At 34.3% G+C, this 25,952-nt stretch carries 30 protein-coding genes and 1 riboswitch; of the genes, 28 read left to right on the plus strand and 2 right to left on the minus strand.

Annotated elements, in window-relative coordinates:
• Positions 1-76 precede the first annotated feature (76 nt).
• The 9 genes from J2Z80_RS11635 to J2Z80_RS11665 all read left to right on the plus strand — a co-directional run bounded on the left by J2Z80_RS11635 (position 77) and on the right by J2Z80_RS11665 (position 6,945).
• A complete protein-coding gene (locus J2Z80_RS11635) occupies positions 77-1,009 on the plus strand; it encodes a tellurite resistance TerB C-terminal domain-containing protein (RefSeq protein ID WP_245301298.1) in 933 nt (310 codons plus the stop codon).
• Positions 1,006-1,842 (plus strand): BREX system ATP-binding domain-containing protein, encoded by an 837-nt coding sequence (locus J2Z80_RS15210; protein ID WP_280953193.1) that lies wholly within the window; start codon positions 1,006-1,008, stop codon positions 1,840-1,842. Before J2Z80_RS11635 ends, J2Z80_RS15210 begins: the two co-directional genes overlap by 4 nt.
• Before the next feature lie 19 nt (positions 1,843-1,861).
• On the plus strand, positions 1,862-2,338 hold the full coding sequence (locus tag J2Z80_RS15215; protein ID WP_349292602.1) for a BREX system ATP-binding domain-containing protein: 477 nt from the start codon (positions 1,862-1,864) through the stop codon (positions 2,336-2,338).
• Between the two features lie 71 nt (positions 2,339-2,409).
• Positions 2,410-4,545, plus strand: a complete 2,136-nt coding sequence (locus tag J2Z80_RS11645) for a DEAD/DEAH box helicase (protein WP_209454544.1) — start codon at positions 2,410-2,412, stop codon at positions 4,543-4,545.
• Positions 4,521-4,697, plus strand: coding sequence for a hypothetical protein (locus J2Z80_RS11650; protein ID WP_209454545.1), 177 nt, complete (start codon positions 4,521-4,523; stop codon positions 4,695-4,697). Before J2Z80_RS11645 ends, J2Z80_RS11650 begins: the two co-directional genes overlap by 25 nt.
• 121 nt (positions 4,698-4,818) lie before the next feature.
• Complete coding sequence (locus J2Z80_RS15030) at positions 4,819-4,974, plus strand: hypothetical protein (protein WP_245301299.1); 156 nt, start codon at positions 4,819-4,821, stop codon at positions 4,972-4,974.
• Positions 4,971-5,219: a helix-turn-helix domain-containing protein gene (locus J2Z80_RS15035; protein ID WP_245301300.1), complete on the plus strand. Its 249-nt coding sequence runs from the start codon at positions 4,971-4,973 to the stop codon at positions 5,217-5,219. Before J2Z80_RS15030 ends, J2Z80_RS15035 begins: the two co-directional genes overlap by 4 nt.
• Positions 5,216-5,674 carry a preprotein translocase subunit SecB gene (locus tag J2Z80_RS11660; RefSeq protein ID WP_209454546.1) on the plus strand — a complete coding sequence of 153 codons (459 nt, stop codon included), beginning with the start codon at positions 5,216-5,218 and terminating at the stop codon, positions 5,672-5,674. The genes J2Z80_RS15035 and J2Z80_RS11660 overlap by 4 nt, the downstream gene beginning before the upstream one ends.
• Before the next feature lie 122 nt (positions 5,675-5,796).
• Complete coding sequence (locus J2Z80_RS11665; RefSeq protein ID WP_209454547.1) at positions 5,797-6,945, plus strand: plasmid pRiA4b ORF-3 family protein; 1,149 nt, start codon at positions 5,797-5,799, stop codon at positions 6,943-6,945.
• Between the two features lie 85 nt (positions 6,946-7,030).
• Here the strand turns inward: J2Z80_RS11665 and J2Z80_RS11670 are convergent, their stop codons facing one another.
• The gene (locus J2Z80_RS11670; RefSeq protein WP_209454548.1) at positions 7,031-7,474 is read right to left on the minus strand and encodes a helix-turn-helix domain-containing protein; all 444 of its coding nucleotides are present in this window, start codon (positions 7,472-7,474) and stop codon (positions 7,031-7,033) included.
• 234 nt (positions 7,475-7,708) lie between these two features.
• Here J2Z80_RS11670 and J2Z80_RS11675 point away from each other — a divergent pair, with 234 nt between their 5' ends.
• The 16 genes from J2Z80_RS11675 (at position 7,709) to J2Z80_RS15295 (ending at position 22,184) form a co-directional block, all read left to right on the plus strand.
• On the plus strand, positions 7,709-7,918 hold the full coding sequence (locus tag J2Z80_RS11675) for a helix-turn-helix domain-containing protein (RefSeq protein ID WP_209454549.1): 210 nt from the start codon (positions 7,709-7,711) through the stop codon (positions 7,916-7,918).
• A gap of 312 nt (positions 7,919-8,230) precedes the next feature.
• The gene (locus J2Z80_RS11680; RefSeq protein WP_209454550.1) at positions 8,231-9,436 is read left to right on the plus strand and encodes a sugar ABC transporter substrate-binding protein; all 1,206 of its coding nucleotides are present in this window, start codon (positions 8,231-8,233) and stop codon (positions 9,434-9,436) included.
• A 253-nt stretch (positions 9,437-9,689) separates the two neighbouring features.
• Positions 9,690-10,697 carry an ABC transporter permease gene (locus J2Z80_RS11685; protein ID WP_209454551.1) on the plus strand — a complete coding sequence of 336 codons (1,008 nt, stop codon included), beginning with the start codon at positions 9,690-9,692 and terminating at the stop codon, positions 10,695-10,697.
• Complete coding sequence (locus J2Z80_RS11690) at positions 10,694-12,205, plus strand: sugar ABC transporter ATP-binding protein (protein ID WP_209454552.1); 1,512 nt, start codon at positions 10,694-10,696, stop codon at positions 12,203-12,205. The genes J2Z80_RS11685 and J2Z80_RS11690 overlap by 4 nt, the downstream gene beginning before the upstream one ends.
• Positions 12,205-13,155, plus strand: coding sequence for an ABC transporter permease (locus tag J2Z80_RS11695; RefSeq protein ID WP_015311266.1), 951 nt, complete (start codon positions 12,205-12,207; stop codon positions 13,153-13,155). The genes J2Z80_RS11690 and J2Z80_RS11695 overlap by 1 nt, the downstream gene beginning before the upstream one ends.
• An 82-nt stretch (positions 13,156-13,237) precedes the next feature.
• On the plus strand, positions 13,238-15,346 hold the full coding sequence (locus J2Z80_RS11700; RefSeq protein ID WP_209454553.1) for a beta-glucosidase family protein: 2,109 nt from the start codon (positions 13,238-13,240) through the stop codon (positions 15,344-15,346).
• A 357-nt stretch (positions 15,347-15,703) separates the two neighbouring features.
• The gene (locus tag J2Z80_RS11705) at positions 15,704-15,898 is read left to right on the plus strand and encodes a hypothetical protein (protein WP_245301301.1); all 195 of its coding nucleotides are present in this window, start codon (positions 15,704-15,706) and stop codon (positions 15,896-15,898) included.
• Positions 15,899-15,974: 76 nt separating this feature from the next.
• Positions 15,975-16,109 carry a TM2 domain-containing protein gene (locus J2Z80_RS15040; protein ID WP_349292604.1) on the plus strand — a complete coding sequence of 45 codons (135 nt, stop codon included), beginning with the start codon at positions 15,975-15,977 and terminating at the stop codon, positions 16,107-16,109.
• Between the two features lie 193 nt (positions 16,110-16,302).
• A complete protein-coding gene (locus tag J2Z80_RS11715) occupies positions 16,303-16,467 on the plus strand; it encodes a hypothetical protein (protein ID WP_209454554.1) in 165 nt (54 codons plus the stop codon).
• Positions 16,468-16,522: 55 nt separating this feature from the next.
• A complete protein-coding gene (locus tag J2Z80_RS11720; RefSeq protein WP_209454555.1) occupies positions 16,523-17,227 on the plus strand; it encodes a restriction endonuclease in 705 nt (234 codons plus the stop codon).
• Between the two features lie 33 nt (positions 17,228-17,260).
• A complete protein-coding gene (locus J2Z80_RS15220) occupies positions 17,261-17,389 on the plus strand; it encodes a hypothetical protein (protein WP_280953196.1) in 129 nt (42 codons plus the stop codon).
• 79 nt (positions 17,390-17,468) lie between these two features.
• Positions 17,469-17,945: a GNAT family N-acetyltransferase gene (locus J2Z80_RS11730; RefSeq protein ID WP_209454556.1), complete on the plus strand. Its 477-nt coding sequence runs from the start codon at positions 17,469-17,471 to the stop codon at positions 17,943-17,945.
• Between the two features lie 408 nt (positions 17,946-18,353).
• Positions 18,354-19,610: a 2-hydroxyacyl-CoA dehydratase subunit D gene (locus tag J2Z80_RS11735; RefSeq protein ID WP_209454557.1), complete on the plus strand. Its 1,257-nt coding sequence runs from the start codon at positions 18,354-18,356 to the stop codon at positions 19,608-19,610.
• A gap of 11 nt (positions 19,611-19,621) precedes the next feature.
• Positions 19,622-21,331 carry an acyl-CoA dehydratase activase gene (locus J2Z80_RS11740; RefSeq protein WP_209454558.1) on the plus strand — a complete coding sequence of 570 codons (1,710 nt, stop codon included), beginning with the start codon at positions 19,622-19,624 and terminating at the stop codon, positions 21,329-21,331.
• A gap of 109 nt (positions 21,332-21,440) precedes the next feature.
• A complete protein-coding gene (locus J2Z80_RS11745) occupies positions 21,441-22,028 on the plus strand; it encodes a YdcF family protein (RefSeq protein ID WP_209454559.1) in 588 nt (195 codons plus the stop codon).
• A gap of 51 nt (positions 22,029-22,079) precedes the next feature.
• Positions 22,080-22,184: a hypothetical protein gene (locus J2Z80_RS15295; RefSeq protein ID WP_349292605.1), complete on the plus strand. Its 105-nt coding sequence runs from the start codon at positions 22,080-22,082 to the stop codon at positions 22,182-22,184.
• A gap of 64 nt (positions 22,185-22,248) precedes the next feature.
• On the opposite strand, the gene J2Z80_RS11755 is transcribed toward J2Z80_RS15295, so the two are convergent.
• Positions 22,249-22,632, minus strand: coding sequence for a carboxymuconolactone decarboxylase family protein (locus tag J2Z80_RS11755; RefSeq protein WP_209454560.1), 384 nt, complete (start codon positions 22,630-22,632; stop codon positions 22,249-22,251).
• 260 nt (positions 22,633-22,892) lie between these two features.
• On the opposite strand from J2Z80_RS11755, the gene asrA reads away from it, so the two are divergent.
• Genes asrA through asrC form a run of 3 tightly spaced genes read left to right on the plus strand, consistent with a single transcriptional unit; the run spans position 22,893 to position 25,754 of the window.
• Entirely contained in the window at positions 22,893-23,939 is a 1,047-nt protein-coding gene (gene asrA / locus J2Z80_RS11760) for an anaerobic sulfite reductase subunit AsrA (protein WP_209454561.1), read from the plus strand.
• Entirely contained in the window at positions 23,932-24,720 is a 789-nt protein-coding gene (asrB, locus tag J2Z80_RS11765) for an anaerobic sulfite reductase subunit AsrB (protein ID WP_209454562.1), read from the plus strand. Before asrA ends, asrB begins: the two co-directional genes overlap by 8 nt.
• 17 nt (positions 24,721-24,737) lie before the next feature.
• On the plus strand, positions 24,738-25,754 hold the full coding sequence (asrC, locus tag J2Z80_RS11770) for a sulfite reductase subunit C (protein ID WP_209454563.1): 1,017 nt from the start codon (positions 24,738-24,740) through the stop codon (positions 25,752-25,754).
• 76 nt (positions 25,755-25,830) lie between these two features.
• A riboswitch (TPP riboswitch) is annotated at positions 25,831-25,930 on the plus strand.
• Positions 25,931-25,952 lie beyond the last annotated feature (22 nt).

The following is a 25,952-nucleotide window of genomic DNA, read 5'->3' on the forward strand; positions in this document are numbered from 1 at the left end:
ATGATTTCAGAATGAAATTTTGGGGGATAAATTTAAAATATGTCTCCTGAAATTCAGTTATATCAGGCAACAGAAGTTGCCGAGAATACTCATTACATTTAAGGAGGCATTAAAATTATTTCAAAAAATAAACATTGAAGAAGGGTTAGATTTAGAAAAGGCTTGGTTTAAACAAGAGAAAAAAACGGCAACGTATTATTTATTTAAAAGTGCAGTGATTGGTCGAAATGTTGGTAGCCGAGTTATTGAATATACGGAATACGTACCGACAGAATATTTTTATAACGAGATCACTGCTTTATTTCGTGTTTCTGAAAATGTTACTCGTTTGTGTAACGGTATTAAGAGGCAAATTCAAGCAAATGAAGAGTTACTTCCACCTAATTTCAAAAAACGTTTATTAGAAGAGATGAAAAACAAAAAAGTATATAAGACTGATGAAGATGTAGGAATTAAAAGTCGTTTTTCGCATATTGTAACAGCAAAAATTGAAGAGAAAGGGAGCCAAATTCCTCCAAAGCCCAATGAAACATTAGAAACAAAAATAGCTAATAATGATTCTAACAAGTCTTGGAGAACAGAATTGGACGGTAAACAAGTTGAAGCATTGAAGCAAAGGCATCAGGCTTTTCTTTCAGAGTTTTCCAGTGATGAGCAGGATGAGGATAAACAAATGTTTGACGTAGAGAAAACAAAACTTGACATTCCCGAGCGGCCGATAATTACACTGAGTGACGATGATGTGGATGTTGAAGGATTTCTTTCCTCATTAACGGAAGAAGAAATTAAATTTATTAGCACATTCTCTAGCAAAAGGAGAAGAATCGACGTGGTGAATGATGAGATAAGAGATAAAGGAATTCCCGCTGCGGTTTTTATTAACGAAATCAATACAAAAGCGGAGGAATATTTAGATGATGTGTTTATTGAACAGATAGGCGATGATTATGTGATAAACGAAGAATTAGTATGTGTATTGGAGGAAATAGAGAGGAGTAAAGCAATATGAAAATTAAAAGGCGTGATTCAGCAGATATTTTAAATGCATTAGCTGGTGGGGTAGTTCCCAGTCGAGGCCTTCAATATATAATAGTTGGTCGTGAAGCTGAGATGAGACAAATAAAAGAGGATCTAAAGGATATTAAGGAAAATGGAAGTTCGTTAATTAAATTTTTTATTGGAGCATACGGAACTGGCAAAAGCTTTATGCAAAATTTTGTTCGTCAGATAGGTCTAGATGTAGGGTTTGTCGTTGCAAAAGCTGATTTTACTCCACATAGGAGATTATACGGTAATGATAACCAAGCTGTTGCTTTGTACAGCGAGCTAATGAGGAACTTATCCACTAAATCAGTTCCACATGGTAATGCTTTACCGGCGATTTTGGACCAGTGGATAACAAATATTCAAAATAAGGTGGTACAAAAATTGGGCTATGACGGGCCTATTTTGAATGATCCTACTTTTATTCAAGCAGTTGAAAAAGAAATTATTGATGTTGTTTCACACTTGGATGAGCTAACGGGGGGATATGATTTTGCAAATGTATTAGGCGTTTATTATCGGGGTTTTGTAGAGCAAGACAGGGAAAAGCAACGCCGTGCTTTGAGATGGATACGAGGGGAGTACCTGGCAAAAACCGATGCTATTCGTGATTTAGGAATTCGTGAAATTATCAATGATAACAATTATTATGGATATTTGAAGGTGCTGTCGAAATTTGTGCGTCAAATAGGATATTCAGGATTAATCATTAATTTAGATGAGGCAGTTAATTTATATAAAATTACGCACCGAGAAGCAAGAGAAAAAAATTATGAGTATATTTTAATGAATATATAATGATATTTTACAAGGAGCAGTGGAAGGTTTATATATTACCTTCAGCGGTACACCTGAGTTTTTGGAAGATGAGCGCAGGGGACTTTACAGCTATAAAGCATTGGAACGTAGGTTAAAACCAGGTGTTCAAAGCGATGAATACCGTGATTTGAAGCAACCCGTAATTAAATTAACGCCAATTACTCCTAATGAAATTCTGGTTTTATTAATGAATATCCGTGATATACACGCAGCTCATTACGGTTATGAACCAATGGTAACGGATGAAAAGATTCGTGATTTTTTGATTCATTTTTACGAACGACCGGGTGCAGAGAAGCAAATCATCTTGGGGGACGTTATTCGACAGTTTATCAGTAGTTTAAATATTCTTATTGAAAATCCGATGACAGATTGGAAAGAATTATTTGATGCTTCTGATGTAACACCACAAGATGATAAGATAGATCGAAAAGTGGTTAATATACATGATCGCTTTCAACGTGGCAAGTTTTAATAGCTTAAGGTATTTTTACATGTGAATGATACAGAATGCGCTATTTGTGTTGGTATGGGAAGAGGGATAAAATGAGCCAGATATTTTATATGTTATCTGATACTGTGCAAAAGAAAATATGGGATATGAGTTGGACACGATTTACATCTATTCAAGAGAAAGCAATTCCCGTTATTATGAATACGCAAAAGGATGTGGTTCTTTCGTCAGCTACAGCTTCGGGAAAAACAGAAGCAGCGTTTCTGCCTATTCTTAGCCAAATTGAAGAAACAGCGCCTTATACTCTTAAAGTTCTTTATATATCACCATTGAAGGCGTTGATTAATGATCAATTTGAACGCATTCAAAAGTTATGTGATCAAATGTATATTCCGGTTCATCGCTGGCACGGTGATGTTAGTCAATATAGTAAAAAGAAGTTTATTGATAATCCTGCTGGTATATTGCAAATCACACCTGAGTCCATTGAAAGCTTGTTTATAAATCGTACTTATGCACTGCCTTTGTTATTTCAGTATCTTCAATTTATTGTGATTGATGAAATTCATGTTTTTATTGATACAGAACGTGGAGTTCAGTTACGTTCATTATTGTCTCGCATTGAATGTTTTACCAAAGATCGACCACGTATTATTGGGTTATCGGCAACAATTGATAATTTTGAGTTAGTTAAGAACTGGGTTAATTACCGAGACCCAGATAACGTTGAAATTATCGAGGCAAAAGAAAATGACAAAGATCTTTATTATAATTTGATGCATTTTGACAGTGAGAAAATGAGGAGTTATCCTATCGAACTTTATGAAGATATCAGGGAATTGACCTGTAATCATTCTGCCTTAATTTTTTTTAATAGCCGAGGTGCTGTTGAAGAAGCAACAGTTATTTTAAATCGTTTGGCTGAACGAGATGGAATAGGGCAGATGTACTACGCACACCATTCTTCGATTGCTAAAGCGGAACGTGAATTTGTTGAGAAGATGATGGCTAAATCTACTGTGCCTAAAAGTATCGTAGCAACCAGCTCATTGGAGCTAGGAATTGATATTGGAGAAATAGATTTTGTTATTCAAGTGGATAGTACTTTTACTGTTTCATCTTTAAAACAAAGGTTAGGAAGGTCAGGCAGAAAACAGGGTAAAGATCAGTATTTGCAATTATATACAGCAGATAAGTACGGGTTATTACAATCTATTGCAGTGATGGATTTGTTATTACAAAAGTGGATAGAGCCGAGTAAAGGTTATTCGCACCCTTATGATATTTTGTTTCATCAAATTATTTCAATATGCCACCAAATGAATGGCGCTGCACCAGAAGATTTAATTACATTGTTGAAACGCAATGGTGCATTTTATGATTTACCGGAAACAGATATTTGCCTGTTAATTGAACATATGGTTAAGCAAGATTATTTGGAACAACTTAGTGATACAGGCCAGTTGATTGTCGGATTAGAAGGGGAACGACTGCTTAGAGGAAAAGATTTTTATTCTGTTTTTATGACTGAAGATTCATATGAAGTATTAGATGGAATTAAAAAAATTGGGGAAATTGAAAAAACGCCATTCGTAAATGAAGGAGATAACATTATCCTTGCTGGGCGATTGTGGACGATCAAAGAAGTAGATGCTAAACGCAGCAAGGTATATGTGCAGAAAGCAGTGGATGGGCATCCACCTAATTATTCAGGTGGGGGTGTGCGATTGCACAGAAGAATTCCTGAACATATGCATGAGATATTATGTTCAGATTATATATTTGATTTTATTAATGATGATGGTCGCTATACTTTAGAAGAGTTACGTGCGCCTTATCGTCATTATAAAGTAAGACCGGATGAGAGAATAATATGGAGGATGGATGGTGAACTATTATTTGAAACATTTACCGGCACTAACATTTTTCAAACGTTAATTTGGATGCTTCGCTATTATGGTGTTAATGTAGATAAGACTGATGGTATTGGGCGTATCTCTATTTTGGACAATATTGATTTAATAGAAATATTAAAGGAGATTCGACAGAAAGATTGGTCTTTGAGTGATTTGTTACCTTATACAATGGACCACGAGTTTTTTGTGTCAAAATATAGCCCGTTTCTTACTAAGGAATTACAGATTAAAATGCATGAAGCACATTATGTTGATATTAAAGGTGTACTCGATTTTCTAAATTGCTATTGTATTCGAGAAATCAGGCTGTAGTACAAAGCGGAATTTGCTTGTATCAACAACCTGAAGGTTACATCTCAAGCCATGAAAGAGAGAACATAAAAGATAATAAAGGGAATGGTGAATTTGGGGAAAAGAGATGGAAGATAAAGGATCCAATTTACGGTTTTATAGTAGAACCGTGAAGATTCTATTCTTAAATACCTTGGATAAAGAAAAGTTTATAAGAATGTATAGGCAAAGACTTAAATTTTTAGAAGAGTATAAAAATCAATGTTATAAGAAAAAAATAGAAGGGAATTTATTATGGAGATTATTGACAATGAATTAAAATTAGGAGATGCATGGAAGTTAATTGATGAGTTAGCTGATGAATCAACAAAAGAAAAGTTTGAATTAGATGATATATTATATGAGATTTCTATGAAGATATATGAATTTAGGATTAAAAAAATGATTTGACGCAAAAACAGCTTGCTGAGAAATTGGAAATTAAGCAATCAATGGTATCAAAACTTGAAAGTGGTCAATATAATCCAACCATTGAACAACTGTGGAAAATTTCAAAAAAGCTAGGATGGAATTTTAAGATAATATTTGGAGAAGAGAATGGCAAAGCTAAAATCTGGGATACAGTTGACTTTGAAGAAAACCTAAATGATCAAACAGATAAAAAATTAGAAATTAAATTGGCGGTGGGGTCATGATTAATGCAAATAGGGTGTTAGCAGACTTTCAGTTTGTTGCAAATAGGGTATCTGAGTTTAAAATTGAGACGAGGGATATTGGTACAAATGAGGCTAAAGTACATGTTACTTATGATTTTGACTATAATATAAAAGAAATTGATGAATTTGAAGATAAATATACAGGATATATTGAATTTATAACTGTGATAAAGGCAAAGATTAAGAATACTATTTTGTTTAAAATTAATTTAAATATGGAAGGGGCATTTATTGGAAATGCTCAAAAACTAAAAAAAGATGATTTTCTTAGCATGCTGGAGCTAAATGGCTTAACGACACTTTCTCAGTTATCGCGGGCATATATTTTAACTGTTACATCTCTTTCTGGAATAAATCCACCAGTAAAATTGCCTATGGTAAATATTTTTAAATTAATGCAGCAGAAAAAGAATAATGAAGCAAATAAAAAATAAACAGGAAACAAGGAATTTGCTTATAGTTTTAAAAACAATTATGTTAAATTACTGTTTTTGTTTGACTATGACCACGATTTTATGTATTATTGAAAATGATCATGTATAAGGTGTGATAGGCTATGTTAATACAATGTACAAAAAAGTTGTTAGATGTGCTGGAGAGAAAACCCGTTACGTATGAAGAAGAAAATTTATTATTTTCTTGGCACGCGAATTTAATTACATTGAATCGAAGGAAAACGATGGTTCTTGTAAATGATAAAAACAGGTATGTGGTTGTTTTATATGGACTTAAGGCAAAGGATTTTAGAAGGTTTGATGAAGTTATTTTAAATGCTATTCGTCTGGTGTTATTAGATGAGTGTATTGATGAAGAAATTGTGGAAGAGTATATAAGACAAGCGGGAAAAGTTGTATATGGAAAAACAAAAAATAGTATTTATGTAGGGAAAATGAATGCTGCTTGTAATGTGGTGTACTTATATGAAGATTTGCTTTTGGACAATACAGTTTATCAAACTTTTGTAAGCAAAGTAGCAAGCCGTTATTGGGTAGGCAAACAGGAAGAAGGATATACATCTCCAAGTAAAGAAATGTTTAAAGATTTAGAAGATTTTGTTGGTAGACCCATTTTTAAATGCAGGGCAGTAGAGTTAAAAGTAACACTTGAGATAGAAAATCATAATATTTGGCGCAGGCTTGTTGTTCCTATAAATACTACATTTACACAGCTTCACAAAGTACTTCAGGCTGCTTTTGGCTGGCAGGATTATCATCTTCATGAATTTTTCATTTATGGCAATGAACGACAGGATGTCTCATTTATCAATCATCCTTCTTACAGTAAAGATGGATATAAGGCGATTGTAAATTTAGTCAGCGATGAAGAAGCTTTTGATTATCCAAACGAGAGTGGCATAGAAATGATTTTTGAAAAGGGTATTAAGTTATCAGAATATATTCCGCAATATAAAAGGTTGATGTATGTTTATGACTTTGGAGACAATTGGCAGCATTATATTGAAGTTCAAAAGATCATTGACAATTATGATAAAAATTATGCTGTCTGTATTGATGGGGAAGGAAATGCCCCACCAGAAGATGTAGGCGGTGAATATGGCTATGATGAATTTTTAGAAATAATTTCTGATAAAAACAATCCAGAATATGAAAATATGATGGCTTGGGGAGAAAATCAAGGGTACAAAGAATTTGATATTGAGGAGGTAAATAAAAAGATTAGTTCATTCTATGAATTAAGTTGCTAACTATGGAATGTTTATTAAAAGAGGCTCTAACGATAAGTGGGTCACAGGTAATCCTCTTTTATAATTTTTTAACATAATTTAACTTTTATTCAAAATCCTTTCTATATTCAGGACCTTTGGCAAGTTTTTCTTGCTGTTTTTTATATATTTCATCAGCAGTAACTAAAAAAGCATATACATATCTTATTTGCTCTTCTGCCAAAATTTGCCCTTTAAAAGATAACATTTTTCGACCATCTAAAAACTGTTCAATATCTTCAATAGGTATATCTTTATAATCTGAAGAAGTATTTTGATTTTTAACATTATTACTTTCATTAACTTGACGCATAATTTCATCAGATGTTGTATCAAGTGCTTTAGCAATTTTAGAAAGCATTTCAGGATCAAAATATTTATTTTTATTTTTTTCTATTTGATATATTGCAGTATTACTAACTCCTATCAGATTAGCTAATTTTCTTTGAGAAATGTTTTTACTTTGCCTTAATTCTTTTATTACGTCACCAATCGTTTTTTTGCTCTTCAAAATAACCACTTCCTCTTAATTTACTTTCTTATTTCCAATTGTAGCAAAAAAGTGACATGTATGTCAACGTATAAATGACAATCTGAAGTTTGACTGTAAACGGATTGATAAGAGAGATATTAATGTCATTAATAAAATTACAAAATATAAAATAATATAATAAAATAATTGACATTTATTAAATGACATTATATAATAAAAGTAACAACACAAGATGTCAGAGGGGGAAATTATATGATTAATAATATTAATAATGTTATTAATGAGATACTTATAAAATATAATTTAACTCAAAAACAATTATCACAAAAAGTTTACATGAGCCAAAGACAACTAATACGCATTAAAAAAGGCGAATCGCGTCCAGGGAATAAATTCATAACAGGTCTAAAAAATGCATTTCCAGAGATTGACCTAAACGAACTTATTGAAAACATAAAATAAGAATCTTTATTTTAGGTAATGTAAATGATACCAATTGCTGTGAAAATGAAGTAAATTGAATGTCATACAATCCATTAATAACTTTTAATAGTTTAAGCTTAGTTTTATAAGGATGCCTCCATTTCTGATATTGATAATTCTTTGAAATTGGAGGAAGTCCTTTGAAATATGCGAAACCTTAATATTTTAAAGTTTTTTGGGTTTTGCAAACTAAATGTCAGTAATCAATGGAGGTGTTAAATTTATGTAGAATAATGAGAAGTTTGGGAGTTTGCGTTATCTTATCAAGTAAGTTGAAAAGGAGTGATAAAAATGAGGAAAATTTTCTACGTTTTATTGGTAATTATTTTAGCATGCACATTAATATTTAGTGGGTGTGGTTCGTCATCTTCGTCTTCTAAAATATCATCGACCACTACGCCGCCTTCTCAGAAAAATTCAACAACAGCTAATAAAAAGCTTAAATTGGGATTTAACAATTTCTTAAAAGGCTTTTATTCATTGGACATTCTTGAAAAAAGTTTTAAAGCGACTGCCGATGCATTAAATGTGGATACTATGATTACAAATGATGAAGGCAAAGTAGAACAATCGGTTCAGAACGTTCAGAACATGATTTCTTCGGGTGTTGATGGGATTGTATTCTTCGGTATTTCAGATACGCTCTTTCCTGTTGTATCACAAAAATGCAGAGAAGCTAAAATACCGTTTGTAATTTATGATCATATTCCTTCTGATAAAAGTATGGAAATACTCCAACAAAATCCTTATTTTGTGGGTGTAGTCGGCGAACATGACTATGATGCTGGTTATCCGATAGGTGAATACGCTGCAAATCAAGGTCTTAAGAAAGCGATTGTAGTAACAGGAAAAAATACGGATACAACACACTCTGCGAGAGTTAAAGGTTTTACAGATTCATTTACCAAAGCTGGTGGAAGAGTCCTTGATGTTGGCTGGGGCAATACAACGCTAGCTGACGCACTTTCCCAAACTGACGACTTACTTACGGCTCATCCCGATGTTGATTGTATCTATGCTACTGGTGGCGATTTTGGCAGCGGTGCTCTGCAGGCACTTCAAAAACATCCTAACGTTAAAGCAAAAGTATTTGTAACTGATCTTGATCCAGATATTCTTGCTGGTCTAAAGGCAGGTACAATTACTGCCGCTAACGGTGCGCATTGGGTTAATGTTGACTTTGCGACTATTCTCCTTGTTAATTACCTCAACAATCATCCATTGAGAGATTCTGGCAATAAGGCACCCGTAGTAACAGTCCCAGTTCTGACATTACCCAATAATCAAGTATCTCTTTACCAAAAATTTTGGCTGAACAATGAGCCGTTCTCAGTAACTGAATTACGGAATTTAACTGTTCCGTGGAATCCGAATGTTACTTTAAATGAAGTAAAATCTGTAATTAGCAATTATTCTATTAAATCTAGGTTGGAGGAAAAGCAGAAAGAAGGCCTTGTTACTTCAGATGAATTAAAAAAAGCAGGAATCATCAACTAACATATTTGATGTTTTTGTGATATGAGAAAGGAGATGGAAAGCTCCATAGATAAATAGCTTTTATCATAATATATAAATATAGAAGACCTGGAGAAAAAGGGGCTTTCCATATTGTTCAACTGTTAATTATAAAGAATGATTTTGTTTACAATTAGTTTTGGTTTTTTCTAAATACATAGTTAGCTTTATTAAAGCAATTGATATCATGAATGGTATGAATAGATTTTCAATATTTTACAGGGGAGATGCTGCGATGAAATCGGTTGATAGTGAGAAGAGTTATTCTCTGGGGAAATTTCAAGAAAGAAGATTTTTGGTAAGTAGATATGATATAAAAAAACTTTTAAGTGTTATTCTTATCATAATTCCTTACATAATATTTAATATTTTTACTAAAGGACGTTTCATGGAAAGTTCTAATATTCTTTCTATTTTGGTCCATGCTGTTGTGCCAGCTTTCGTAGCGTGGGGTTTTTGCTTCATTTTTACAAGTGGAATTATGGATTTGTCAATTGGAGCTATCATGATTTTGGCCTGTATTGTAAGCGGTATTCTGGCTATAAAAATCGGGTACTTCGGTTTGATTTTAGGTGGGATTCTTGTATCATTTGCACTAGAATATATTAATTTAAAATGTATGATTAAGACGAAAATACCTTCTTGGGTGTTTGGACTTGGTATGGCTATGATATATGAGGGAATTGGTGCACTTTATGGAGCATCACAACTTAAACTAGGCAAACAGGTAGTATCTTTAGGAGTTACTGCTAGAAAATTAGGTTCTATTCCATGGATTATTATTGTTTTGGCATTAGGCCTTATTATGGCATATATCATTTTTAATAGGACTTCTATCGGCTTTGATATTCGAGCTGTAGGTAGTAACAGAGAGGTTGCCAAAATGATGGGTGTAGATGTAACTAAAGCAATCATAAGGGGTGGTCTAGTTGGTAGTGTTTTTATTGGCCTTGCGAGCGCTATTAACGAGAGTTACGCAGGAAGAGTTATGCCAACAACAGGTCTAAACAGTATAGCCTTGATATTTATTCCTCTTGCTGTATACCTGTTAGCACAAGCATTTGAGCAGATTTTTAATCTTACCGTGGCTGTTATAATTAGCTCGGTAATTGTCGAATCATTATTTAATATTTTAACTATACTCGGTGTACCATCTGGAACATGGCAACAGGTTGCGGTAGGAGCATGTGTTATAGTATGTGGCGTCCTAGCTCAGAGGCATTATAAGGGGGTAGTAAAATGACAAACGAGTATATTTTTAGAGCTGAAAAACTTAATAAATTTTTTGGACCAACACATGCAAACAATGATGTTTCAATCTCTATTCAGAAGGGAGAAATTCGCGGTTTAATCGGTGAGAATGGCTCCGGAAAGTCTACGTTGATTTCATTGATCTCAGGTATTATCCAAAAAGATAGTGGGATGATGTTTTTAGACGGAGAACCGTACGAACCGAAGACGCCGTTGGATGCTTTCAATCATAAGATAGGTACAGTAGTTCAAGAACTTGGATTGGTGGATGGACTGCCAATAGGAGTAAATATTTTTTTAGGTAGGCTTGATATGTTCAACAAAAATGGAGTAATTGATTTGCAAGGTCTTTATAAAGCTGCAAGCGAACACCTGAGTTATTGGAATCTTGGTAAATTTCCGGTCCAAAATCTTGCTAGTACTCTTTCTGTTGAAGAGAAAAAAATGGTTGAACTTGCAAGAGCTCTGTCAGTGAATCCGAACTTTCTGATTCTTGATGAAATTACTACGGCCATTTCGCTGAACAACAGGAAATTGCTGTATAGCATTATAGAGCAATTTAAAAAACAAGGGAAATCTGTTTTGCTAATTACACACGATCTTGAGGAAATTATCAAAATTACGGATAACATTACAATTATGCGTGATGGAGTTGTAGTGGATACAAGGAAAAGTTGTGAACTGACTCCTGATATTTTGAAACGCCTGATGGTCGGCAGAGAGTTAAGTGGTTCATATTATAGGAATGACTGGGAAGATCAATATGAAGACGATGTGGTGTTAAGTGTGTGTGATTTGACTGTTGAAGAGCATTTTGAAGATGTCTCATTTGATTTGCATAAAGGGGAAATACTTGGCATATGTGGCTTAAGTGATGCTGGAATTCATGAACTTGGAGAGACTATTTTCGGCGTAATAAAGCCGCAAAAAGGTTCCATATACTTTATATCATCAAATGAAAAGATAAAAGTAAAAAATTCTATTCATGCAAGAAAGCTTGGCATTGGGTATGTTCCGAAAGATAGGGATAAGCAGGCGCTGATGATAAACGACAGTGTAGAGAATAATATATGTTTGCCATCTATTGAAATATTGCAAGGTCCCTTCGGTTATATCAGACCTGCAAAGATGAGAAAATTAAGCAGCAAAGTTGTTAATGATTTTGAAATAAAGGCAAAAAGTATTTCTCAGTATATTAGGGGACTAAGTGGTGGAAATAAACAAAAAATTAACTTTGCCAGATGGATGAACGAAAAAGTCAGAATTTTAATTATGGACTGTCCTACTAGAGGAGTTGATGTAGGGGTAAAAGCTTATATTTATAGTGTGATGAATGAAGCAAAAAAGCAGGGGCTTTCAATCATCATGATTTCGGATGAGTTGCCAGAGCTAATCGGTATGTGTGACAGGCTTCTTGTAATGAAAGAAGGAAAAGTTGTAAAAACCTTTTATAGAAGTTCTGGCTTCACGGAAGAATCAATTATGGAGGTGATGATGTAATGAAAAAAGGTTTATGGTCTAGTTATCAGCGTATTTTCCCATTTATAAGTTTGATTTTGCTTATAATCATATTCAGTATTATTGTAGGGCCCAAATTCTGGAGTGTTGATAATCTGGTTAATATAATTAATCAGGTAGTACCATTGATTTTGGGTGGGGCAGGGATGATTTTTGTTGTGACTCAGGGAGGGTGTGACCTCTCACAAGGCTCTGCTCTGGCGCTAGTTGGAACGATTGCAGCAATGGCTTCTAATAGTCTCGGGTTTATAGCATATTTCCCTGTAGCTATTTTTCTAGGTGCATTGATTGGTGCTTTTAACGGCGTTATCGTGAGCAAATTCAAAGTTCAGTCGCTAATGGTTACACTTGCCATGATGATTACTCTTCGTGCGATAGTCGTGTATATAACAGGTGGACAAGTTATCTATGTTTCTAGCTCTGTGCTATTATTAGACAATTTTGCTATTAAAATCTCGATTTTTGTTACAACTATGGCAGTTATGTATTACCTGTTTGAATATACAAAAATAGGATTTTATAGTAAAGTTATTGGAGAAAACGAGATGGTCGGAATTTATACCGGTATTTCTGTAGATAAATATAAAATTCTAGCCTTTATGATTTCTGGTATTATGGCAGGAATTGTGGGTGCTTTAACAGTCGGACGAATTGGCGGTGTTGATCCGGCAATGGGTAATTTTTTTGAACTTCAAGTTCTTATGTCCCTGTTTGTCGGTGGAGTGCCAGTTACAGGAGGAGCTGGAAGTAAAATCTATAAGCTATTTATTGGTGCGCTGATTCTTTCTGTACTTCAAAATGGCTTGATTCTCTCTAGAGTCAGTGCAGAAGTATCGGAATTAGTTGAAGGTATTATTTTGATTGGTGTTGTATTCTTTACTTTATATATACGTTCTAAATTTATACAGGTTCAATCTGCAGGAGAAAACTGATTAAATAATGTATTTTGTTAAGTTTTAAGAAGCAAGACAAATTTATTGTCTTAAAAAAATGATTATATGAGGAGGAATAAGTATGTCAAAAAAACAAAAATCTAATAATACAAAGGGAGAAGAAGTTATGTCAAGTCTAAAAGAATATCGATTGTCTCTTACCGAAAGAGCTAAAGATATTGTTTCAAAACTAACGCTGGAAGAAAAAGTATATTTGATGAGTGGACGTGTAAGTGAGGAGGAACTTACAGAGGCTTTTAACATTAGTTCTTCTGATGTGCATTATAACTATTATCCTTACCCTGCTGGTGGAAATCAGCGTTTGAATGTACCTGAATTGAAATTTTGTGATGGTCCACGTGGGGTAGTTTGCGGAAAGAGCACTTGTTTTCCTGTGCCAATGGCACGCGGAGCTACTTTTGATCCTGAGTTGGAGGGAAAAATTGGCGAAGTGATTGCTAAAGAAATCAGAGCTTACGGTGGGAATTTCTATGGTGGCGTATGCGTAAACCTCCCTTATCATCCCGGATGGGGACGAAGCCAAGAGGTTTATGGTGAAGATGATTTCCTTTTGGGCAAAATGGGTTCAGCGCTAGTAAAAGGAGTACAAAAACACAATGTGATTGCCTGTGTTAAGCATTTTGCATTTAACAGTATGGAAAATGCACGCTTTACCGTTAATGTGAAAGCAGACCAAAGAACGGAACAGGAAGTATTTTTACCACACTTTAAAGACTGCATAGATGCAGGCGCAGCCGCTGTGATGAGTGCCTACAATAAATACAATGGAACTTATTGCGGACAAAATGGCTATTTGCTTGATCATGTGTTAAAAGAAACGTGGGGATTCGATGGATTTGTCATAAGCGATTTTATTTGGGGAGTAAGAGACACTATCGGTTCTGCAACAAACGGACTTGATGTCGAAATGTGTAACACAAAGTTTTATGGAGAAAGATTAGTGAAAGCTGTTCATGACGGTCTAGTGAGCGAATCAGAGATTGATGAAGCAGCGGTTAGAATTGTTCGAACACTTCTTGCTTTTACCGATGCAAAAGATCCACAAGAATATACTAAAGAATTAATTGCTTGCCAAGCACATATTGCTTTAGCTAAACGGGCCGCCGAAGAAGCAATGACACTTTTAAAAAATGATAATAAAGTTTTGCCATTTTCTAAAGCAAAAGTAAAGCGTATCGCTGTAATAGGAAAACTTGCAAATAAAGCCAATATTGGTGATCACGGTTCCAGCCGAGTATTTCCGCCTTATGTCGTAACGCCACTTGCAGGTATTACCAACTTAATGGAAAACAGCGAAGTGGACTACTATAATGGGGAAAATTTAGAACTAGCGGTACAGATTGCGAAAGCTGCTGATGCAGTTGTATTGGTAGTTGGCAATGATCATGATGACGAAGGAGAGTATTTGGAGCCAAATGATGTTGCTAAATTTAGTAAAAAAATCGGTGGAGATCGCAAAAATCTTGGATTACATAAAAATGAAATTGAGCTAATCAAAAAAGTTGGACCCATAAATCCAAACACAGCAGTTGTGCTGATTGGCGGTAGTATGATTTTAATGGACGAGTGGAAAGACTATGTTCCAGCCATACTTATGGCTTATTATCCTGGTATGGAAGGTGGTACAGTAATTGCTGAAACGCTCTTTGGTGATGTGAACCCAGGTGGTAAACTTCCGTTTGCGATAGTAAAGAATGAAGAAGATTTGCCGAAGATTGACTGGTATGCGGATGAAATTACTTACGGTTATTATCACGGATATACGAAATTGGACAAGGAAAGAATTAAGCCGTTGTTCCCATTCGGTTATGGTTTGTCATATACGTCATTTCAGCTTTCAGACCCTTCATTTATTGTAGATAAAGATAACATCATTGCAAGCTGTAAGGTAAAAAATACAGGTGAAATGAAGGGGGATGAGGTAATACAGTTTTATGTTGGCTTCAGTAATTCGTCGGTTGATCGTCCGGTTAAATTGCTGCGGGGTTTTCAACGTGTAACTTTAGAGCCTGGACAAGAAGTAACAGTTAATATTACCTGCCCGGTTGAAAAATTGAAGTGGTATAATCCGCAGACTTCTTCATGGGAGTTGGAAGACATCACTTATGAGGCATATATTGGAACCAGCAGTGATCCAAATGATTTACTGTCTGGAAATTTCCGAATTTGAGAATTATAATAATCGATTAGGATAAATAGAAGTTTTTAGTCTACAAAAAAGTTTATTCGAAAGGTACTGTGCATGTTGAAGATTTGCATAGTACCTTTTTAGTTTTATAGATACTGTATGCCCAGAACGTAGGAATGTGTAGAATAATAAAAAATATTTTAGATAAGCTTTTTGACATTATATGTGATAAAATATAAATATAAAGAATTGCAAAAATAAAAACAAAAGAATAGCTGATGAAAATTATTGAAAGTAACAATAATAGCACAATAAATAAATGATATGAGAAAATTATGGAAATTGTAATAGTGCTAAGATTTATAGGAGGGATTAATAATAAAGTCAAATTTAAACGAAGTGTGGAATTTAATAAATAGTCTATCGTTTGCAGAAAAAAAGATAATTTATAAAAGAATGCAAAATGAAATAGACAAAAAATTATTTGAAATAGTTAATAAGATTAATGAAAGAGCTGATACGGACCCGATATCTTTAGATGACATAACAAAAGAAGTAGAGTATATTAGAAGGAAGAAATATTATGTACGATAAGATAACTGATTGTAGAGATGAAAAAAAGAGTGTTGCTTTAACATGGATCTTATAGTTTTTTTTAGGAGGTTTTGGGATTCATAGGTTTTATCTTGGCAAAACTGTATCAGCGATAATCTTGCTTATTTTAACAGTTGTAACGGTTTGGTTTACTGCTGGAATACATACTTTAATATGGTTTATTGTTGATGCTTTTTTTTACCAAAAATGATAGGAGACAATAATAGAGAAATTGTAATAGAAATACTCAATCAAATAATAGGATTAAGCAAAGGTGGAACAGTTTAAAGTTAATAGTTAAGTCTTAAGCAAATTATAAACGTTTATCATAATTAGCAAAAACTTTTTTTATGGTGAAAACGGAGAAAACGGACGAGATACTAGCCATGAAAGAGGTTTTGAAAATGATACGTTTGATTAACTTAGAAATGTACATGAGAAATATATATTCCATGAATAATAACTACTATTCCATTTATCAATATCATAGAACAGGCCGTAAAGAGATAGATTTCACAAAAGATGTATCTAAATTATATGATGAGGAAACAGGTTTTAAATTTATTTAAAAAAATATATTGTTGTGAACTATGATATTCAAATAAGATAGGGGTGCAAATTAAAATGTCTTCTAATGATGTATCTTCTATAATAACTTCTTCATTTTTGAAAGGAATTTTAATGGGAGTAAAAATACTTTGGCCTTTATGGTTCTTAATTTTCGCTACAGTACTTATAAAAATTCTTTTTCATTTATGGGAATTGCGTAGGCTTTCAAAATCAGGTATTAAAGAAATAGATCAAATGGATGGATTGACTTTTGAAAAATATTTACAATCTTTATTTAGAAATCTAGGCTATAGAGTAGAAAGAACTGCATATATTGGTGATTATGGAGCAGATCTTATTGTCTCTAAAGATGGTATAAGAACTGTTATACAAGCAAAGCGATATAGCGGAAAAGTAAACATAAAGGCAATCCAAGAAGTAGTTGCGTCTAAAGCAAAGTATCACTGCACTGAAGCTATGGTTGTCACAAATAGCTATTTTACGAAGCCAGCAATAGAATTAGCAAAGGCAAATGGAGTAAAATTATGGGATAGAGATAAATTAGTAAATGCATTGTTATCAATAAAAAAAGATACTGGATTAAATGATGAAATAAATGAAATTGTAGTATCTGAAGAGCAATTAGCAGATATGGATGATAATAATGTTTGTGCTATATGTGGAAAGCGTGTGACAGAAAAAGTAAAACAATATTGTCTTTCAAATCCACAGAGATTTGGAGGTAAAGTATATTGTTATGAGCATCAGAAGAATAAATAAAATCTAAGGCCTGTTTTGAGTGATGAGCTATCGATGTTATCACGGGCATATATTTTAACTGTTACATCTCTTTCTGGAATAAATCCGCCAGTAAAATTGCCTATAATAAATATTTTTAAATTAATACAGCAGAAAAAGGATAATGAAGTAAATAAAAAATAGGTAGTAGATAAGGGACTTGGTTATAGTTTGATATTTGGGAATATTTTGACAATACCGAATAAAAGTGGTGAGAAATCTAGTGAATATAAAAATAAGAGAAGCAGAATTGAATGATTATGAATCTATAAGTACTCTTGTAAAAGAAGTACATAGTTTACATGTGAGAAATAGGCCGGATGTGTATGCGGATGTAGAGAATCCTTTTACGGAAGAAAGATTTAAGGAGATATTAAATGATGATAAAACGAAAGTTTTTGTGGCTGAAAATAGTAATAATGAAATAATCGCTTACAGCATTATAGAAATAATGATTGCGAGAAATATTCCAATTCTTAAAGAGAGAAAATTTGTCTATATAGATGATTTATGTGTTAGTTCCACTCATAGAAGAAAAGGCGTGGGGAGAATGCTATTTAAGCATATTGTTGATTATGCAAAAAAATCAGGTGCAGATGCTCTTGAATTAACTGTATGGGAATTCAACAGCGATGCGATAAAGTTTTACGAAAGTTTAGGTATGACGACAAGAAATAGAAGAATGGAATTGAAGATTTAAACTTTATAAATAATTATTTAAACATTTTAACAGGATATTATCCATTATCTTATCTAATTTTATTTTTGAGAAGCGAGGCATGAGAAAAAATTGGTGAAGCCGGAGGGTTGGGTTATAATATTAATAGATTAATATTATAAAGACGATGTTCTCCTCTTAGTAATTAAAGAAAGGCTTTTAAAGGTTTTGGCACTCATTAAAGTTTTTTCAGAAGTTACACAGGCTTTTAAAATCCGCAATAAATAATATATGAAGTATGGATGCTGAGAGCATGATGTCAAACTTTACAAAAAAATAATAGAAGAGTTAAAAACATGAAAGAAGGTAATAGAAGAAGGAATAAGTACGTACATTTTATGATAATTAGTTTATTGAAAATTAATTGAAGGTATATAGGGGTGTCGTCAAATGGATTTAGTAGATACATATGCAAGATGGATAAAGAAGAATGTGGATGACCCAGAGATGGTCAGAAAGCTTATTATATTGGGTTTGAAGGCAGAGCATGCCTACTTTTCTCTATTTAGAGACAAGCAAGTGCCAAGGTCGTTTAACTACCTAAATAAGATAGGTGTGGAGTTTATATTAAATCCATTGATATATAGAGATCAGTCAGCATGGGTCAATTTGTTTGCTCCCACCGAAATACTTCATGCTATGGACATATACCCATTGTGTATAGAGGCTTTTTCTTCTTTCCTTGTTGGTTTTCACTGTGAAGATGTATATGTAGACTATGCCCAACGGTCCGGGATATCTGATACCCTTTGTAGCTATCATAAGGGGTTTATAGGAGCTGCTTTAACCGGTCTTTTACCTAAACCTAAGTTTATGATTACATCATCAATGCTGTGCGATGCCAATATAAGCACATTCAGATATCTTTCATGGTATCACCATATACCCATGTATTCCATAGATGTGCCGCTTGAATATAGCCAACAGAGTATTAGCTATTTGGAAAAACAGCTTAGGGAAATGGTGAAGATGCTGGAAGAGGCAACTGGTAAAAAGATGGATGAGGATAAACTGAAGGATGTAATAAAAAGGGAAAATAAGATTCACGCACATATGAATAGATATATTGATGCTTTGAGGTATAAATGCCATCCTACCACCTTGACGTTAGAGATGTATATGTTGTTTATCAATCATACATTTATGGGGACTCAACCAACATTGAATTTTTATGAGATGTTGACAAATGAGCTGGATAGCTTTCCCCACAGCAGAGCAAAGAGGGTATTTTGGGTACACATCGTGCCTTTTTATCCAAATGCATTAAAACGTTATTTTAATTACAGCCATAGGTATGAAATTTTGGGACTTGACTTGAATTTTGATTATTTAGAGGAGATGGATTATGAAAACCCGTACAGGACATTGGCCAGAAAAATGCTTCTTAATAATAACAATGGGCCTTATCAAAGGAAAGTGGACAGCATAATGAGCATAGTTGACAGGCTGCAACCTGACGGTATAATACATTTTTGTCAGTGGGGATGTAAGCAGTCTGTAGGAGGAATGATGCTGCTTAAAAAGGCACTGGATGAAAGGGGCATACCTTTTCTTGCTTTGGATGGCGATGGAGCGGATCGGCGCAACCATCATGAAGGACAGATAAATACAAGGCTGGAAGCTTTTTTGGAGATGTTAGATAAGTAAGGGAGATGCTTATGATCATAGGATACATATGTAAATATACACCTGTAAAGCTTTTGGAGAGCATGAGTATTGAATGCGTGCGCATTGAGCCATCATATATTGATAATGGTATAGCCGAAGCCCATATGCATCCCAATGTGTGTACATACGTAAAGGGAGTGCTGACAGAAGTATTTAAGGGGGGATATGATGGCATAATCCTTGTAAACTGCTGTGACAGCGTAAGGCGGTTGTATGATGTCCTAAAAAACGCAGAAAAAGGCAAAATGATATATATGTTGGACTTACCGAGGAAAAGCGGAGACCAGTCAGTGGCCATGTATGCCTCCGAAATAAAAAAACTTGTACAGACATTTACAGATTTCTATGGGAAAAAATTCAATGCTCAGGATTTTATAAGGTATATATCGACAGAGCAGGAAAATGCCGGGCAATTTAATATGCCCAAGGGAAACGATGGTATAAGGCTGGCTATAATGGGAGCCAGATGCAATTCATCTCTTATTGATTTGCTTAAAAAGGCAGGGGCAGATGAGGTGTTAAATTATACATGTACTGGGAATTTATTAAATTTTAAGCCGCTTCCTGATTTCTCAGCAGGTGAGCAGGACATAATAGAGTGGTATGCTGGAAGCCTTATCCGCTCTATACCATGTATGCGCATGGCAGATATTGATAGAAGACGTGATATGTTGAAGGATATAATGGCAAACGTTAATGGAATTGTGTATCATACTATAAAATTTTGTGAATTCTATTCATATGAGTATTCGTATATAAAGGATAATTGTCGTTTTCCCATCTTAAAGATAGAGACCGATTTTACCCAGGGCAGTGAAGGACAACTTATAACAAGGATTGGTGCCTTTGTGGAATCATTGAAGGGTAGCAATAATAAAGTAGAGAGACCTTCACATGGAACTAGGAAAACTATAGTTGCCGGCATAGACAGCGGGTCTTTGTCAACCGACGTTGTTATACTGGATGAAGACTGTAATATACTGTCATATAGCATTGTACCAACTGGTGCATCTATAGTGGATAGTGCCAACAAGGCCTTTTCACAATCTCTTAAAAGAGCTGGAATTACTCCACAAGATGTTTCATTCATCGTATCTACTGGATATGGGCGCATTAATATCCCTTTTGCCAATAAACAGGTAACAGAGATAACTTGCCACGGCAAAGGGGCCTATTTCTTAAATAGCAATATAAGGACTATCATTGATATAGGCGGGCAGGATAGTAAGGTAATAAGATTGGATGAAGATGGCAATGTGGTGGATTTTGTAATGAATGATAGGTGTTCGGCAGGTACGGGACGATTTTTGGAAGTTATGGCAAAGGCCCTTGAAATTCCACTGGAAAAGATGGGAGAAGAAGCTGAAAAGGCGACGGAAGACATAAATATTACAAGCATATGCACGGTTTTTGCAGAGTCGGAGGTTATATCCCTTATTGCACAAAATAAAAAAAGGGCAGATATAATAAAGGGATTGCACAATTCAGTGGCCAGCAAAACAATTGGCTTGCTTGATAGGCTGGGCCGGAAGGGTGCCTATATGATGACAGGTGGAGTGGCAAAAAATAGAGGTGTGGTAGAGGCAATAGAGCAGCGAATAGGGGACAAAGTACATATTCCTGCGGAGCCACAGATGGTAGGAGCTTTGGGAGCAGCCATTTTGGCGCTACAGGAAATTAAGGCGAAACACGTTAAGTAAATGAAAATATATTTTTAATACAAAAGATTGTTCCAAGAGCCACTTTTTTAGGGATATTTAAATTCAATATAGTATTCTATTAAAATTAAAAGAAATTTTGGGGGTTATGATGAAACTTCTTATAAAAATTACTGCATTGCTAATAATTTTTGTCGTGCTTTTAAATATTATTGCAGAGTTACAGGTGATTACATTTGCATATAATGCAAAACCGGTAAAATCTGATGCTATTATTGTCCTCGGATGTGCAGTTTACGGGAAAAATCCGAGTCCTTTTTTTAAGGAAAGGTTAAATGAAGCTATAAAACTTTATAAAGAGGGACTTGGTAAGTACATTATTGTATCTGGCGGTAAAGGACCTGGTGAGGATATATCTGAGGCAGAAGCAGGGAATGAGTATCTTTTGAAAAATGGTATACCTGATAATACTATATTAAAAGACGACAAGTCGTATTCAACGTTGCAAAACCTTGAAAATTCTAAGAAAATTATGAATGAAAAATCGCTAAAGACAGCAATAATTGTATCAAACAAATTTCACCTGAAAAGGGCAAGCATAATAGCGAAAGAAGCAGGCATAAATGCAAGCTATTCAGGAGTATTTGTAAAAAGGTATTTTTATGAAGAAGTGTACGGCTTTTTACGAGAAGCACCTGCATTATTGTATATGTATTTAAAGAATATTGCTAATTTGTGATATCGAAAGCACATTAGAGAGAAAATTCCGTACAGAGGAATTGGCTCTGGCATAAGAAGAATGATAGCGGAATGCAAGAAAGCAGGTATCAAAGAACCTGAATTTATTGAAGATAAAGAAGCAGAATTATTTAAGGTTATATTTTACAGACCGTAATATTGTGTAAAAGGCTTTCCTTTTCTCATAGGAGAAGGAAAGCCTTTTTTAGTGAAAGTGTGCTTTATTTTTCAGATGGTTTTATCATAAGTCCATTGTTGAAGTGGTTTAAACCACCGACTAGATCGATAACTGATAAAAGCTCAACTATTTCTTCATCAGTTACGCCCGCTTCCTTTAATTTGTTGGTGTATGTAGTAATGCACATTTCACAATTGTTTAAAATTGACACAGTTAAAGCTACAAAAAGTTTTGTTTTTTCGTCTATCTTGCCAGATCCCATTACAACACGTGATTTTTCAAGAAAGAGTTTAAGATATTCTGGCTTATTTGCCATTGCACGCATTGTTGGAGGAATAAATCCCATCTGCTTTTCTATTTGCTCAAATAATTGCTTTACTTCTGGACCTGCCTCTTCATTGCTAACTAATTTAACACCTATAGCCATACTATCACTCCTAAAAATGAAATAATATATACCACCCTCTATGACGGGGTACAACATAATAATACTACTATTCTTTTATGAATGCAAGTACGGTGAAAATTTCAGCTTATGTAAGCTTTGAAACAACTAAAGAGATATCCGACATATAAGTTCCTGTTATGGTTTCTATAAATTTTTATTATTATACTCGTTAAATATTTGATGTTATAATTATATCAAAATATGTTAAATAATTTTCAATTTTCAAAGGAGGAGAGAACTTGGGATATCTAATTGAGAATAAAGATTTTGACAATATTTTAAATCTACTGAAGAAAGATTATAAAATTTATGCACCGAAACGTTTTGAAAAGCGTGGCCGGTATTCTGACACAGATCTTATAAGATATGATGAGATAAAATCTTTGAAGGATATTGTATACGATGAAAAATCCGATTTTTCACCAAAAGAAGTTATATATCCAATAACACAAGCTTTGTTTTATTTTACAGAGGATGAGTACAGAGAAAGCAAGGTATTTGATAAAAAAATACTATTATTTGTAAGAGCTTGTGATATAAATGGCATAAGAAGACTTGATACGATTTTCCTCCAAAACGGAGGTACAGAAGATATTTATTACAAGAGGCTCCGTGAAAAAGTAAAATTCGTTTTGATGGAATGTAAAGATGGTTGGGATACCTGCTTCTGTGTTTCCATGAACTCTAATAAAACAGATAACTATAGTCTCGCGATAAGATTTAATAATGATAATGTAATGGTTGAAGTTAAAGATGATGAATTTATTGACATATTTAAAGATAAGGAAGAAATAGATTTTAAACCTGAATTCGTAAAATCAAATCCGAAGGTTGTCCATGTTCCAGAAATAGACAGCACAGATCTACTCAAAAAAGTATATGATCTTGACATGTGGGAAAGCTTTAATTCCCGCTGTATAAGCTGCGGTGCTTGTACTGCTGCTTGCGTAACATGTAGCTGTTTTAATACAGTAGATTTAATTTACAGTGAAAATGCAAATGTCGGCGAAAGAAGAAGAGTGCAGGCAAGCTGTATGCACAAGGATTTTACAGAGATGGCGGGTGGCCATGTATTTAGAAAAACTGCCGGTGAAAGGATGAGATTCCGTACACTTCATAAAGTATATGATTATAAAGCTCGCTTTAAAACTGAAAACATGTGTGTCGGTTGTGGCCGCTGTGATGAAAGATGTCCAGAGTTAATATCCTTTTCAACAACGATAAATCGCTTATACGATGAAGTTGAAAAGTTGAAGTCGGGTAAAGGAGGCAGCATAAATGAATAATATTTTCATGCCTAAGCCATATAAGATACTTGAAATAGTTCATGAGACGAATTTGGAATACACATTTAGAGTTGAAGTTGATGTAAAGGCAGAGCATGGGCAGTTCTTTCAAATTTCCATTCCAAAGATAGGTGAAGCACCTATCTCGATAAGCGCTATGGGTGACAATTGGATGGAATTTACTATAAGAAAAGTTGGAAAAGTAACAAATGAGATATTTAACTTATCTCCTGGCGATAAGATATTCATGAGAGGACCTTATGGTAATTCATTCCCAGTTGACAAATATAAAGGAAAAGACCTAGTTGTTATAGCTGGTGGTACAGGTGTATCACCTGTGAGAAGCTTACTTAAGTATTTTTATGATAATTCGGAAGAAATAAAATCACTACACTTTATAGCAGGCTTTAAAGATGAAAACAGCGTCTTGTTTAAAGAAGATTTAAATAATTTTAAGACAAAATTTAACACCATATATACTCTTGATAAGAAAAAAGTTGATGGATTTGAAGTTGGCTTGGTGACAGAGCATATAAGTAAAATACCATTTGATAGCTTTGATGATTACAATGTCATTGTCGTTGGTCCGCCAGTGATGATGCATTTTACAGCATTAGAATTATTGAAAAATGGGGTACCAGAAGATAAAATTTGGGTTTCCTTTGAGAGAAAGATGTCTTGCGGAGTTGGAAAATGCGGTCACTGCAAGATAAACGAGACGTATGTTTGCCTCGAAGGTCCTGTGTTTAATTACACAAAAGCAAAGGATTTACTTGATTAAATGTGGAGGTGTATGTAATGAACTATGATATAGATGTAAAAAAAGTCCGCAGAAATTGTTACAGGCAATCGAAAGTCCGCGGTGAATTCATGCTGCAGATGCGCGTTCCAGGCGGTGTAATGGATGCTAAATATCTGTCATATGTAGAGCATATTGCAAAAACATGGGGGAATGGACAATTTCATCTTGGCGTTAGACAAACTTTATCAATTCCGGGAATAAAGTACGAAAATATCGATGAAGTCAATAAGTATATAAAGACGTTCATTAAAGAGATAGAAGTAGAGCTTTGTGGTGTTGACATGGAAGTAGATGACAATGGATATCCAACGATAGGTTCTAGAAACATCATGGCTTGCATAGGAAATAAACACTGCATAAAGGCAAATATCGACACAACATCACTTGCAAGGAAAATTGAAAAAATCGTCTTTCCAAGTGATTATCATATAAAAGTCAGCATAGCCGGATGTCCTAATGATTGTGCAAAGGCTCATTTCAACGATTTTGGAATTATAGGCATCACTAAAACAGAATATGATTATGATCGTTGTATAGGATGCAAGAAATGTATCGAGGCTTGTAAACAACATGCTACAGGTGTTTTATACATGGTAAATGGAAAAATCGAGAAAGATTCATGCTGTTGCGTTGGCTGTGGTGAGTGTGCACTTGTATGTCCTACAGGTGCTTGGTCTAGAAATCCCAAGAAATTCTACAGAGTCCTCATTGGTGGTAGAACCGGAAAACAGACACCTCGCATGGGAAAGATTTTCTTGAATTGGGTAACAGAAGATGTAGTGCTGGGCATACTTAAAAATTGGCAAGATTTCTCAGCAGAAGTATTGAATCATAAACCAGTATATCTCCATGGAGGTCACTTGATAGACAGAGCTGGATACAATAAATTTAAAGAGCTTATATTAAAGGGTGTAGAATTAAACCCTGAAGCTATGGTTGCAGATAGAATATTTTGGGCAGAAACTGAATACAGGTCAAATATAAATGTAAAACCTGTTTGTGATATTAAATAATTAGATTTTTAATCCCGATTGCCTTTACAATTTTAGAGTTTTAAAGTATAATTAGATTAAATTTAATACTTGTGAAATTAGTTTGCGGGGGAACCATTTTGGTTGAGAAGGTAAAACCTGACCCTTAGAACCTGATGTAGTTAATACTACCGTAGGGAAGCAAATGTCTGTTATTATAAAGCTTTACCATGCGGTAAG

Origin of the sequence: Thermoanaerobacterium butyriciformans, from assembly GCF_017874545.1 — a bacterium.
Classification (GTDB): Bacteria; Bacillota; Thermoanaerobacteria; order Thermoanaerobacterales; family Thermoanaerobacteraceae; genus Thermoanaerobacterium; species Thermoanaerobacterium butyriciformans.